12 protein-coding genes are annotated in these 12,897 nt (G+C 61.9%); 8 read left to right on the forward strand and 4 right to left on the reverse strand.

Annotated features, from left to right (window positions below; all coding sequences use genetic code 11):
- Together IF103_RS04565 and IF103_RS04570 are read right to left on the reverse strand one after the other, a co-directional pair.
- Entirely contained in the window at window positions 1-2,031 is a 2,031-nt protein-coding gene (locus IF103_RS04565; protein WP_023378846.1) for a sensor histidine kinase, read from the reverse strand.
- 38 nt (window positions 2,032-2,069) lie between these two features.
- On the reverse strand, window positions 2,070-2,987 hold the full coding sequence (locus tag IF103_RS04570; protein ID WP_023378847.1) for a putative 2-dehydropantoate 2-reductase: 918 nt from the start codon (window positions 2,985-2,987) through the stop codon (window positions 2,070-2,072).
- Between the two features lie 98 nt (window positions 2,988-3,085).
- On the opposite strand from IF103_RS04570, the gene IF103_RS04575 reads away from it, so the two are divergent.
- The 3 genes from IF103_RS04575 (at window position 3,086) to IF103_RS04585 (ending at window position 5,952) form a co-directional block, all read left to right on the forward strand.
- Window positions 3,086-3,571, forward strand: a complete 486-nt coding sequence (locus tag IF103_RS04575) for a YajQ family cyclic di-GMP-binding protein (RefSeq protein ID WP_023378848.1) — start codon at window positions 3,086-3,088, stop codon at window positions 3,569-3,571.
- 114 nt (window positions 3,572-3,685) lie between these two features.
- Complete coding sequence (locus IF103_RS04580; protein WP_023378849.1) at window positions 3,686-4,525, forward strand: mechanosensitive ion channel family protein; 840 nt, start codon at window positions 3,686-3,688, stop codon at window positions 4,523-4,525.
- Between the two features lie 182 nt (window positions 4,526-4,707).
- Window positions 4,708-5,952, forward strand: coding sequence for an MFS transporter (locus tag IF103_RS04585; protein WP_202675895.1), 1,245 nt, complete (start codon window positions 4,708-4,710; stop codon window positions 5,950-5,952).
- An 83-nt stretch (window positions 5,953-6,035) separates the two neighbouring features.
- Here IF103_RS04585 and IF103_RS04590 read toward each other — a convergent pair whose 3' ends face one another.
- Together IF103_RS04590 and IF103_RS04595 are read right to left on the reverse strand one after the other, a co-directional pair.
- Entirely contained in the window at window positions 6,036-7,583 is a 1,548-nt protein-coding gene (locus tag IF103_RS04590) for an AmpG family muropeptide MFS transporter (RefSeq protein ID WP_023378851.1), read from the reverse strand.
- Window positions 7,584-7,626: 43 nt separating this feature from the next.
- Entirely contained in the window at window positions 7,627-7,980 is a 354-nt protein-coding gene (locus IF103_RS04595; RefSeq protein WP_023378852.1) for an MGMT family protein, read from the reverse strand.
- Window positions 7,981-8,133: 153 nt separating this feature from the next.
- On the opposite strand from IF103_RS04595, the gene IF103_RS04600 reads away from it, so the two are divergent.
- The 5 genes from IF103_RS04600 to groL all read left to right on the forward strand — a co-directional run bounded on the left by IF103_RS04600 (window position 8,134) and on the right by groL (window position 12,801).
- Window positions 8,134-9,144: a DUF481 domain-containing protein gene (locus IF103_RS04600; protein WP_202675896.1), complete on the forward strand. Its 1,011-nt coding sequence runs from the start codon at window positions 8,134-8,136 to the stop codon at window positions 9,142-9,144.
- A gap of 89 nt (window positions 9,145-9,233) precedes the next feature.
- A complete protein-coding gene (locus IF103_RS04605; RefSeq protein ID WP_023378854.1) occupies window positions 9,234-9,965 on the forward strand; it encodes a HugZ family pyridoxamine 5'-phosphate oxidase in 732 nt (243 codons plus the stop codon).
- Window positions 9,966-10,031: 66 nt separating this feature from the next.
- Window positions 10,032-10,493, forward strand: coding sequence for an FxsA family protein (locus IF103_RS04610; protein WP_023378855.1), 462 nt, complete (start codon window positions 10,032-10,034; stop codon window positions 10,491-10,493).
- 325 nt (window positions 10,494-10,818) lie between these two features.
- Entirely contained in the window at window positions 10,819-11,112 is a 294-nt protein-coding gene (locus IF103_RS04615; RefSeq protein WP_009395550.1) for a co-chaperone GroES, read from the forward strand.
- 48 nt (window positions 11,113-11,160) lie between these two features.
- Window positions 11,161-12,801 (forward strand): chaperonin GroEL, encoded by a 1,641-nt coding sequence (gene groL / locus IF103_RS04620; protein ID WP_023378856.1) that lies wholly within the window; start codon window positions 11,161-11,163, stop codon window positions 12,799-12,801.
- Window positions 12,802-12,897 lie beyond the last annotated feature (96 nt).

The raw sequence follows: 12,897 nt of genomic DNA on the forward strand, positions 1-12,897 counted from the left end.
TCATGCCTCCGTTGTGCCTGGCGCCGCCGTGGTCGGCTGGCCGAGGGGCAGGCGCAGAGTGAAGCAGGTGCCTTGGCCCGGCGTGGACTGCACCTCCATCTGCCCTTTGTGGTTGTTGGTGATGATGAAATAAGAGACCGACAACCCAAGGCCTGTACCCTGGCCCACTTCCTTGGTGGTGAAGAAGGGCTCGAACATGCGCTTGCGCACTGTTTCGGGCATGCCGATGCCGTTGTCTTCCACTTGGATTTCCGCCCAAGGCGGATTGAGCCGGGTACGCAGCGTGATGCGTCCGGGTTCGCAAGGTTGCGGGCGCTGGTGAATCGCCTGGGCGGCGTTCTTCAGCAGGTTGAGCAGTACCTGTTCGAGCTCGTTGGCGGTGCAAGGGACCGGCCCCAGCTCAGGGTCGAACTGGCGGACGATGGCTTGTCCTTTGAAGTCGAAACCGATGGTGAGGTCGAAGTCGTTGCTGGCGATGTCCACTGCCTGATCGATCAAGGCGGGCAGGTCGCACGGCGCCAGTTGCCGATTGCTGCGGCGACTGAAGCTGAGCATGTGGGTAACGATCTTCGCCGCACGCGTGCCGGCCTGCTGGATGCCGTCGAGTAACTGAGGAACGTCGCGGCTCTCCAGATAGCGATTGACGTTGGACAGGTCGATGCCCAGCTCGCTGGCTTGCTCCTGGTTACGGGGCAGCTCTGGCGACAGGCGCCGTCGGATGTTCTGCACGTTGTGCAGGATGGCGCCCAACGGGTTGTTGATCTCATGGGCCATGCCTGCGGCCAGGCCGCCGACCGACAGCATCTTCTCCGACTGCACCATCATTTCTTCCAGTGACAGGCGTTGAGTGATGTCGTCGATGCGGATCACCACGCCGCGGCCGCCGCCGCCCATCAACGGGTAGAACGTCAACGCGTAATGGCGCAGGTCGTCCCCCTTGGGCCAGGTGACCCGCTCTATCTTGGCTACGCGGTGCTTCTCGACGCTTTCCTTGAGCTGCGGCAGGAAGGGCTTGAGCGGCTCGAAGGCGATGAAGATCGGCTGGTTCAGTGCTTCGTCCAGGGGCGTGCCGGAGAGCACCGTGGCCTCATGGTTCCATTGGGTGACGTAGAGCTGCTCGTCCAGGGCGATCAGGGCCGATGGCATCGAGTCAATGATGCTGTTGAGGTAGTTCTGGAAGCCGGTGAGCTTTTTCTCGATCTTGCTGCGTACCTGAACTTCCAGTTCCAGTTTACGGTTGGTGTGGCGGGTTTCCTCGGCAAGACCCTGGGCCTGGTCATAGGCCGTCTGGAATTCATCTCGGGCGCGCTTGAGTTGCTGCTCTCGCGCCTCGATGCGCGACAACATGGTGTTAAAGGCTTCGGCCAGACTGCCGATCTCGTCCTCGTTGCCCCGCTTGGCACGCAGGGCGTAGCTCTCTTCGCGGGTGACCTGGCGGCTGAGTTCCTCGAGCTGGTTGATCGGCTGTGTGATCAGCCGCTTGATCTGTCTGGCGATGACCACCCACAACAGGATACTGAATATCAGGATGGCCAGGCTGGCGCTGAGCGTGCCGGTGTAGAAAGCGGTCGGTAGCTCGCTGCTGGCCACCAGCAGCAGGTGGGCTGGCGGACTGGCGTCCCGGGGGATGCGGATCAGTTGCGTACTGCGAAACTCCATCAGCCGCCAACCGTCGATATTGCGGTAGCGCTTGGGCAAGGTCAGTGGGTCGCCATGCTGGAGCTGCGCGAGCATGCGGCCGTCACCGCCGTAGATCGCGGCGGCGCGCAGAGGGGTGTAGCTGTCCAGTTCCTTGAGCAGGGCGCTGGCCGACTCCGGGCTATCGCCCGCGCGGGTCGACAGCTGGGGGTTGGCCACCAGCCGGCCGATGGTCTGCAGTGCCTGGGGCGCCATGCTCTCCTGGGTGATCCAGTAGGCGGCGCTGATGAACGTCAGGTTGGCCACCAGCAATATGGTGACCAGCAGTACCAGCAGGGCAGCCAGCAGTTTCTGACCTACCGGGAGGTTTTCCAGGCGTTGGCGCAGGGTCATGGGCAAGGCAATGTCCGTATCGGGTTCAATGGCCAGCGTCAGGCGCTGGGCAAGCCGCGGGCCTGCAGGTTATCGACCAGGCGCTGGTGCAACTGTTCCAGCTGCGGCAGGGCTACGCCATGACGGGTGGCGACCCGGCATGCATGGCCGAGCAGGTAATGCACCTCGGTACGTCGGCCGGCCCGCACATCCTGATACATGGAAGAGTAGTTGGCGGCGGTGGCGAGGATCACCCGCTGTACTTCTTCATCGAGGTTTTCCGCTGCCTGGGGCTGACCGCAATGGCACAGCAGCGCGCCCAGCTCGGCGCAAACGGCGTCGACTTCCGGCAGATGCCCCAGCAACCCGCCGTTGTGACAATCATGCAGCACGGTCAGCGGGTTGATGGCGCAGTTCAGCGCGAGTTTGCGCCACAGCCGGGTAAGGATATCCACCGTCCATTCGGCGGGAATCCCCGCCTCATGCAGGTCATCGAACCATTCCGGCGTGCTGGGGTTGACCGGGTCGCCCAGCCAGTTGAAACCATGGCCGGCAAAGCGGACCCGCCAATCATCCTCACGGAACGCGCCTTCGGTGCTCGAGGCGAAGATGCACCGGGCATGGGGGACCTGGTCGGCCACCTCATCCTGGCTACCCAGGCCATTTTGCAGCAGCACGATTTCTGCGCCTTCGGCCAGCCTGGGCGCCAGGTGAGCGACGGCTGGCGCGGCGTCATACGCCTTGCAGGCGACCAGCAGGCGGTGGATCGGCCCGTGGGCCGCAGCGGTTTCGGCGGGTATCGCGTAACGGTTCGAGAGGTCCTGCTCGAGCAGGGTCAGCCCTCCGGCTTGCTGATAAGCCTTCAGGCGACGCTCATCGCGCAGGATCAACCGTACTGCCTTGCCTGCCCGTGCCAGGCGGCAGGCCCACAGGCTGCCGAGGCTGCCGGCGCCGAGAATATGCCAGGTGCTGCTCATCTGCGTTTCGCAACCCGTTATAATGAGCTCGCATTTTAACCGTCAAACCCCGCGCGCTCCATCTTCACGCCGAGCGCGCTTTTATTTTGGAGAACAACATGCCTTCGTTCGACGTGGTATCGGAACTGGACAAGCACGAAGTGCAGAACGCTGTCGACAACGCCATCAAGGAATTGGACCGTCGCTACGACCTCAAGGGCAAGGGCAGCTTCGAGTTCAAGGAAAAGGAGCAGACCGTGCTTTTGACCGCCGAAGCCGAGTTCCAGCTTGAGGCGATGGTCGAGATCCTGCGCCTGGCCCTGGTCAAGCGCAAGATCGACGTAAAGTGCCTGGAAGTGAAGGACGCCTATCCTTCGGGCAAGGAAATGAAGCAGGAAACCAAGTTCCGCGAAGGTATCGACAAAGACTTGGCCAAGAAGATCGTCGCTACCATCAAGGACGGCAAGCTGAAGGTCCAGGCTGCCATCCAGGGCGAGCAGGTACGCGTCACCGGCAAGAAGCGTGACGACCTGCAGGAAGCGATCGCCCTGCTGCGCACCAAGGAATTCGACATGCCGCTGCAGTTCAACAACTTCCGCGATTGATCTGTCCGGCGCAGGAACCTTGGTGGCGTATTGATGTCCACCGGTTCCTGCGGCCGCTGAACGCTCCGCGGACCGTTTTACTGTGCAATTGCCGCTCGGCATCAGGAGATGAATATGGATTTGAACGCTGAAGTCGATCAGCTGGTCCGCCAATCGCAGACCTGGATTCCCTTGATCATGGAGTACGGCAGCCGCCTCTTGCTGGCGCTGTTGACCCTGGCCATCGGCTGGTGGTTGATCAACAAGCTCAGTGCGCGGCTGGGCAAACTGGTGGGGCTGCGGGCCGATGTGGCGCTGCAAAGCTTCATCAGCACCTTGGCCAACATCGTACTCAAGGTGCTGCTGGTCGTCAGCGTGGCGTCGATGATCGGCATCGAGACCACCTCGTTCGTTGCGGCTATCGGTGCCGCTGGCCTGGCCATTGGCCTGGCCTTGCAAGGTAGCCTGGCGAACTTCGCCGGCGGCGTGCTGATTCTGATGTTCCGCCCATTCCGAATTGGCGACTGGATCGAAGCTCAGGGTGTCAGTGGCACCGTCGACAGCATCCAGATCTTCCACACCGTGCTGCGTACCGGTGACAACAAGACCGTGATCATGCCCAACGGCAGCCTGTCCAATGGCATCATCACCAACACCAACCGTCAGCCTACCCGCAAGGTGGTGTTCGATGTCGGCGTGGACTACGAGGCCGACCTGCAGAAGGCGCGTAATGTGCTGCTGGAGCTGGCGCAAGACCCTCGCGTGCTGCCCGACCCTGCGCCGCAGGCGGTAGTTGCGACGCTGGGTGACAGCTCGATCACGGTGTCCCTGCGTCTGTGGACCAAGACCGCCGATTACTGGGACGTGATGTTCATGCTCAACGAGCATGCCCGTGACCGGTTGAAGGCTGAGGGTATCGACATTCCGTTCCCGCAGCGCGTCATTCGCGTGGTGCAGGAGACGGTGGCGTCGTAAGCTACCAGTGCAAGGGGCTGCTGTGCAGCCCACTCGCGACACGAGGCCGCTCCGACGGGTACAGCGTATGGCTGCTACCTGCGGGGCGGTTTCTGTTTTTCCACCGTTACACTTGTTCACAGCCAAAGCTCGCCGTTTCTGGCATATAGGCTGGCCCAAGCTATTTCCACCCGATACCCACCATGAAGCCATTGTTGTACATCCCCCCCCTCAGGGCCCTGCTGTTCGGCCTGACCCTTGCCCTGTTCGAGCTGCTGACTTACCTGGCCAGCGATGCGGTCATGCCTGCCATGCCGGTGGTGGTCGATCATTTGAACGCCAGCCCCGAATACATACCTCACGCCCTGAACCTCTACCTGCTCGGTGGTGTGGTCCTGCAGTGGCTGATCGGTCCATTGGCCGACCGCTACGGGCGTCGCCCCCTGCTGTTGGCCGGTTGCGCCTTCTTCGGCGTGGCTTGCCTGGCGACCTTCTGGGTGAACGACATTGGCCTGTTCAACCTGCTACGCCTGTTGCAGGGCATCGGCCTTGGCTTCGTGGTCACGGTCAGTTATCCAGCCCTGAACGAAGCCTTTAGCGAAGCGGATGCGGTGCGGATGATGGCCCTGTTGGCCAATATCGCCCTGCTGTCGCCATTGCTCGGCCCGCTGGTGGGCACGCTGCTGTTGCAATGGCTGGACTGGCGTTACCTGTTCGTCGCCTTCGCGGTTGGTGCGGTGCTGACGTGGGTGCTGTTGCACCGGTTGATGCCGGAAACCCTGGGCGTCGAGCGTCGCGATGGCTCGCGCCTGGCGTTCACGCCGATCCACTTGCTGCCGTTGCTGGCGGGCTACGCCCAACTACTGAGTAACCGCCGCTTCGTCGCTGGTAGTGCCGCGCTTGGCCTTGTCGGCCTGCCTCTGATCGGCTGGATTGGCCTGTCGCCGGTGTTGCTGATCCACGACGAAGGGCTGAGCACGATGGCGTATGCCCTGTGGCAGTTGCCGGTGTTTGGCGGTTTGATCCTGGGTAACCTGATCATCAACCGCATCGCCGACCGCTACCCGCTGCCAGCACTGGTGCGGGGCGCGCTATGGCCTTACCTGGCCGGTCTGTGCCTGATGGCCGTGGCGACCTGGTACTGGCCTACCGTGACCAGCGTGGTCGCAGGCATGTCCTTGTATGCGCTGGGGCTGGGGGTGGCCAATGCGGTGCTGTATCGCATGACGTTGTTCGCCAGCGAGCAGAGCAAAGGGCTGGTGTCGGCGATGCTGGGGATGATCACCATCGCTTTACTGGGACTGGGCGGGGCGGTATTGGCGATGATCGGGGCGGGCGCCAGCCTGCTGCACTTTGCCCTGGCCGCGGGTGCAGCCGGGGCGCTGGCGCTTTGGCCGCTGTGGTTCGTGGTGGGTGGACGGCCTGGGGAAGGGGCGGTCGCTCAGTAATACTCATGCCCCTATCGCCAGCCAGGTGGTCACCGGCAGGAGCCGGCTTGCCGGCGATAGGATCCGTTGAATCGGTACCCGCCTCAGGGCCGTTCGGCCGCTGAATTCTCCGCCGGCACCTGCTTGCCACGCCCCACTTCCTGATGCCACTGCAGCGCGATCAGAATCAGCGTCGGCACCCCAAGCAAGGCAGTGATCAGGAAGAAGTCGTGGTAGCCGAACTTCTCCACCATCACGCCGGAATACCCGCCAATCAGGCGTGGCAGCAACAGCATGATCGAGCTCAGCAGGGCGTACTGGGTGGCCGAGAACTTGAGGTTGGTCAGGCTCGACAGGTAGGCGACGAATGCCGAAGTCGCCATGCCGGAGCTGAAGTTGTCCAGCGAGATGGTGACCACCAGCATTTCGAGGTTCGGCCCCATGTCCGCCAGCATCAGGAACAGGATGTTGGTTGCCGCCGAGGCCACGCCACCGATGAACAGGATCGGCAGGATGCCGAATCGCACGATCAGCAAGCCGCCGATCCCCGCGCCCACCAGGGTCATGATCAGGCCGAAGATCTTGCTGACACTGGCGATCTGGTCCTTTGTGAAGCCCATGTCGATGTAGAACACGTTGGCCATCACCCCCATGACCGTGTCCGACATGCGGTAGGTTGCGATCAGGCCAAGCAGCAACAGGGCCTGCCAGCGATAACGGGCGATGAAGTCGTTGACCGGCGTGAGCACTGGCGCCAGGCCTCGGCGGCCCAGGGACGACAGGCAGGCCCAGGTCAGCAGCACGTAGAGAATCAGGCGCAGGAAGGCACGGTCTTCCAGCAGCAGGTCGAGCGGGGTGGCATCACCGAAGATCACGCTGGCCCAGTCGGTGTTGAACAGCTGGGTGAAACTGGCGGGTACCGACACCAGCAGGATGATCAGCACGAACACCGACGCCAGCTGGTGAACCAGCCCGTAGCGTGCCGCAGACAGCTGGGTGCGCAGGGGGACTGGAGGTTCGCGCATCACCAGGGTGGTGAACACTGCCGGAAGCATCATCACGCCGAACAGGATGTAGGTCCCAGCCCAGGCCTTGTGCAGGTAGCTGAAGCCCGTGGAGCCGAACCATTCGGCGAAGAAAAGCGCGCCCGCGGTGGCCAGCAGCGCTGCGACGCGGTAACCCGCCATGTAGCTGGCGGCCAGGGCAGCCTGACGTTGGTCGTCGGCGATTTCCAGACGATAGGCGTCGACGGCGATGTCCTGGGTGGCGGAGGCGAATGCCACCAGCACCGCCAGTGCAATCAGCCACGACAGGTGCTGCTGTGGGTCGCACAGGCTCATGCCCACCAGGCCGATGACCACCAGGCTCTGCGACAGCAACAGCCATGAGCGGCGGCGGCCAAGGCCACCGAGCAACGGCAGGCGCCATTGGTCGAGCAGCGGCGACCAGACCCACTTGAAGGCATAGGCCAGGCCGATCAGGCTGGCGTAACCAATGGTCTCGCGGGCCACACCCGCTTCGCGCAACCACACCGACAGCGTCGAGAACACCAGCATGTAGGGCAGACCGGCGGCGAAGCCGAGCAGCAAAAGCACCAAGGTTGACGGGCTGGCATAGGCAGCGAGCGCAGCGCGCCAGGTTTTACGGGGCATGGGCCAACATCTGCCTCAAAATTGCGAAAACAAAGCGCGCACTCTAACCGCTGTGCTCCATCGGGCGCCAGCCATGGCGCGTCATATCCACACGATTATTGGTCACATTCACACCTTCCGCGCGCAGTCGGGCGCGCTGTTCATCGCCCGAAGGCGTGCCCAGCGCCAAGCTCAGGCGGCCGCCCGAACCCAAGACACGGTGCCATGGCAGGCGAGTGTCGGCGGGCAGTTGCCCCAATGTGCGTCCGACCCAACGCGCTGCGCGTCCCAGTCCTGCCAGCTCGGCCAGTTGGCCGTAGCTTACGACCTTGCCGGCAGGCACCTGTCCCAGCACCGAATAGAGTGCCGTTCGTCGGGCGTCTGGGCTGTCCTGGACAGGCGCGTTTTCGCCAGACATCAGGGCTGCCCTGCGCTACGGATGAAACCGGATGAGTGGTCGGGGTAAATGAGAGTTGAACTCATCGGCATGGTCTGTGTCTGTCCTTGCTCTGGTCGTGGGTATCTGGATAATGCCCGGCTTTTTTCGTCAAATCGAACCCATAGTCCGCTTATGCATTCTAGATTCGTGTTGTGCCTGCTTGCCGTTTCCCTGTGCGCCGCTCCTGCGTTCGCCGATACCGTGTGGATGAAGAACGGCGACCGGCTCAGTGGCAAGATCAAGGTGTTCGACGGCGGCAAGCTGCTGCTCGAAACGCCATACGGCGGCTCCATTGCCCTGGACTGGAAACAGGTCCAGACCCTCGAAAGTGATCAGGAGCTGCTGGTCAAGCAAGACGCCTACACCGGTGAAAAGGCCAAGTCGCTCAAGGCTGCCGAGCCTGGCAAGGTCACCCTGGCCAATGGCGAAGCACCCAAGACCGTCGACCTGGCCAGCATCGAGCAGATCATGAAGCCCAAGCCGGTGGTCGAGGACCTTCTGTGGAAAGGCAACATCGACGTCGCCATGGACTACAAGCGCGCTGAGTCCGACAGCGACGATTATGACGTCAGCTTCAAGACCACCGGTCGCCATGGGCGTTGGCGGCACAATGCCGAAGGCGAGTACAACCGCGAGACCAAGGACGACGTCACCACCACCAACAACTGGAGTGCCGAATACGCACTGGACCGCTTCATCACCGAGAAGTGGTTCTGGAAGGGGCGTTTGGAATACAAACGCGACCATATCGAAGACCTGGCTCGCCAGCGGACCGTGGGTACGGGCCCGGGTTACCAGTTCTGGGACGACGAGTTGGGTGCATTCTCCTTGAGCACCCTGGTCAACCGCACCGATTTCGAATACCGCGACGGCGGCAAGGACAACTTCTATTCCACGACGGTGAAGTGGGACTACAACCGCTACCTGATCGGCAAGCGGGTCGAGTTGTTCACCAACGGTGAGGTCGGCAAGCCCCTGGGGGGCGTGGCCAACTACTCGCTGGATGCCGAACTGGGGCTTCGTTACAAGGTGACCGAATGGGCCTCGCTCAACCTCAAGGCGGAAAAGGACGTCATCAGCGGCACGCGTGAAAGTGACCTGGACAAGACCCGCTACACCGCAGGCTTCGGCGTCGCCTGGTAGGCTGCGGCGTTCCTTCGCCTGATTGTGGCACCCGGCTTCGATAGTGCTTATCTTGTCCCCCATCCCTATCACCGCCAGGAGTGCCCTTCGTGAGTACCAACGCCATTCGTCCCGCCCGCGAACTGCTGCTCAAGGAATACCGCGGCGTGCTCTCGACCCATTCCAAGTCCATGCCGGGCTATCCCTTTGGCTCGGTGGTACCGTACTGCCTGGACGCCCAGGGCAATCCGTTGATCCTCATCAGTCGCATCGCCCAGCACACCCACAACCTGCAGAAAGACCCCAAGTGCTCGCTGCTGGTCGGTGAACGCGATGCCGAGGACGTGCAGGCCGTTGGGCGCCTGACGGTCATGGCCCAGGCCCACAAGCTGGTGGCTGAGGCCGAGATCGAGGCTGCGGCCGAGCGCTACTACCGCTACTTCCCCGAAGCCGCCAATTACCATAAAGCCCACGATTTCGACTTCTGGGTGTTGCAGCCTGTGCGCCATCGCTACATCGGCGGCTTCGGCGCCATCCATTGGCTGGACCAGATAACCCTGGCCAACCCGTTCGTGGGCAAGGCCGAGGCCAGCATGATCGCGCACATGAACAGCGATCATGCCAACGCCATCGCCCACTATGTCGAGCTCAGCGGCCTGCCGCGCAGCGCGACGCCGGAAATGGTCGGCATCGACAGCGAAGGCATGCACTTGCGCATCGGGCAGGGTGTTCACTGGTTGCCTTTCCCCAGCACTTGCAACACCCCGACACAAGTCCGCGAAGCCTTGGTGTTGCTGGCTCGCGCCGACCAATGGCCGGTCGCGACAGAAATCGAGGGTTGAAAAGGCGAGCAAACGCATCCATTTGAGGTTCTTACTGGGAGATTGTCTTCCGTCGAGGAACACTTGATGCGTGCTTTTCTACTGCTGTTTCTGATTTTTCCCGTGCTGGAGCTGTTCGTCTTCGTCAAGGTCAGCGCGGCGATCGGTTTCTTCCCGGCGTTGCTGTTGATCATCGCCGGTTCTGCACTGGGTGTGCTGGTCATTCGCGTGGCCGGTCTGGCCACCGCCTTGCGTGCCCGTGAAAGCCTGCAGCGCGGCGAACTGCCCGCTGAGGACATGTTCCAGGGCCTGATGCTGGCCGTCGGTGGTGGCCTGCTGTTGCTGCCTGGCTTCATCAGCGACGTGCTGGGCCTTTTGTGCCTGCTGCCTTTCACCCGCCACCTGGCCGCGCGCAAGATGCGCGAGCGGGCCGAGGCCCAGGCCATGCGCCAGCGAGCCTTCCAGGATGACCCGTTCCAGGCTCGACCCAACGATGCAGGCCATCGCCCCAATGTGATCGAGGGTGAGTACGAGCGCCGCGACAAATAAGATCCAGGGTCGCTGTTGGCCCCCTTCACGACACCAGGGCCGCTCCGGCAATCGTCCGCAGGAGCGGCCTTGTGTCGTGAAAGGGGCACCGCAGCGGCGCCGGTTTCTGGGTCACCTGGTGGTCTGATAAAAAATTTTCCATGGCAAACCTTGTAATTGAATATGACGGCCTCATGTATGTGGTCACCGCAAGGTTTCTGGTGGTGACACCAGACATTACACAGGTGGTTCGCTCCAAGCGGGCCACTCCCGGCTACGCCGGATCGTATCAACCCGCCGGTGTCGACACCGGCCGATGAAAACCACAATTTGGGAGAGATCGACAATGAAGCTTCGTCCTCTGCATGACCGCGTAGTCATCCGTCGCAGCGAAGAAGAATCGAAAACCGCTGGCGGTATCGTCCTGCCGGGTTCGGCCGCTGAAAAACCAAACCGCGGCGAAGTTGTCGCCGTGGGCACCGGTCGCATCCTGGACAACGGCGAAGTACGTGCACTGGCCGTCAAAGTGGGTGACAAAGTGGTTTTCGGCCCTTACTCGGGCAGCAACACCGTGAAAGTCGATGGCGAAGACCTGCTGGTGATGAGCGAGAACGAAATCCTCGCCGTCGTTGAAGGCTAATTTCCCCGACTTCCCGTTACTCCAAAGAATTTCAAGGATTAAACGATCATGGCTGCTAAAGACGTAAAATTCGGCGATTCCGCCCGTAAGAAAATGCTGGTTGGCGTCAACGTTCTGGCTGACGCGGTAAAAGCGACCCTGGGCCCGAAAGGCCGTAACGTTGTCCTGGCCAAGAGCTTCGGCGCTCCGACCATCACCAAAGACGGTGTTTCGGTTGCCAAGGAAATCGAACTGAAAGACGCCTTCGAAAACATGGGCGCCCAGTTGGTCAAAGAAGTGGCTTCCAAGGCCAACGACGCTGCCGGTGACGGCACCACCACCGCCACCGTTCTGGCTCAGGCCATCGTCAACGAAGGCCTGAAGGCCGTCGCTGCCGGCATGAACCCGATGGACCTCAAGCGCGGCATCGACAAGGCCACCGCTGCCATCGTCGCCGAGCTGAAGAACCTGTCCAAGCCATGCGCTGACTCCAAGGCCATCGCCCAGGTAGGTACCATCTCCGCCAACTCCGACACCTCCATCGGTGAAATCATCGCCGAAGCCATGGAAAAAGTCGGCAAAGAAGGCGTGATCACCGTTGAAGAAGGCTCGGGCCTGGAAAACGAACTGTCCGTCGTAGAAGGCATGCAGTTCGACCGTGGCTACCTGTCGCCGTACTTCGTCAACAAGCCAGACACCATGGTTGCCGAGCTGGAAGGCCCGCTGCTGCTGCTGGTCGACAAGAAGATCTCCAACATCCGCGAGCTGCTGCCAGTTCTGGAAGCCGTTGCCAAGGCCGGCCGTCCTCTGCTGATCGTTGCCGAAGACGTCGAAGGCGAAGCCCTGGCTACCCTGGTGGTCAACAACATGCGCGGTATCGTCAAGGTTGCTGCGGTCAAGGCACCTGGCTTCGGCGACCGCCGCAAGGCCATGCTGCAGGACATCGCCACCCTGACTGGCGGCCAGGTCATCTCCGAAGAAATCGGTCTGACCCTGGAAACCACTACCCTGGAGCACCTGGGTAACGCCAAGCGCGTCATCCTGTCCAAGGAAAACACCACCATCATCGACGGCGCTGGCGCCGACGCTGACATCGAAGCACGCGTCAAGCAGATCCGTGCCCAGATCGAAGAAACCTCTTCGGACTACGACCGTGAGAAGCTGCAAGAGCGTCTGGCCAAACTGGCTGGCGGTGTTGCCGTGATCAAGGTCGGTGCTGGCACCGAAGTTGAAATGAAAGAGAAGAAAGCCCGCGTCGAAGACGCCCTGCACGCTACCCGTGCAGCCGTCGAAGAAGGCGTAGTGCCTGGCGGTGGTGTTGCGCTGGTTCGCGCCCTGCAAGCCGTTGCCGACCTCAAGGGCGACAACGAAGACCAGAACGTCGGTATCGCGCTGCTGCGCCGTTCGGTCGAAGCGCCGCTGCGCCAGATCACTGCCAACGCCGGCGACGAGCCAAGCGTTGTCGCTGACAAGGTTAAGCAAGGTTCGGGCAACTACGGCTACAACGCTGCTACTGGCGAATACGGCGACATGATCGAGATGGGTATCCTGGACCCAGCCAAGGTCACCCGTTCGGCTCTGCAAGCTGCAGCTTCGATCGGCGGTCTGATGATCACCACCGAAGCCATGGTTGCTGACCTGCCGGAAGACAAGCCAGCTGCTGGCATGCCTGACATGGGCGGCATGGGTGGCATGGGCGGCATGATGTAAGCCAGCCTTACCCCCTGCACCATGAAAAAGCCCCGGCTCGCGAGAGTCGGGGCTTTTTCATGGGCGTTCGCAAGCGGCGTGGCGGCTATCGCCGGC

The sequence above is a fragment of the Pseudomonas sp. SK2 genome (genome assembly GCF_016772395.1).
Lineage (GTDB): Bacteria > Pseudomonadota > Gammaproteobacteria > Pseudomonadales > Pseudomonadaceae > Aquipseudomonas > Aquipseudomonas taiwanensis.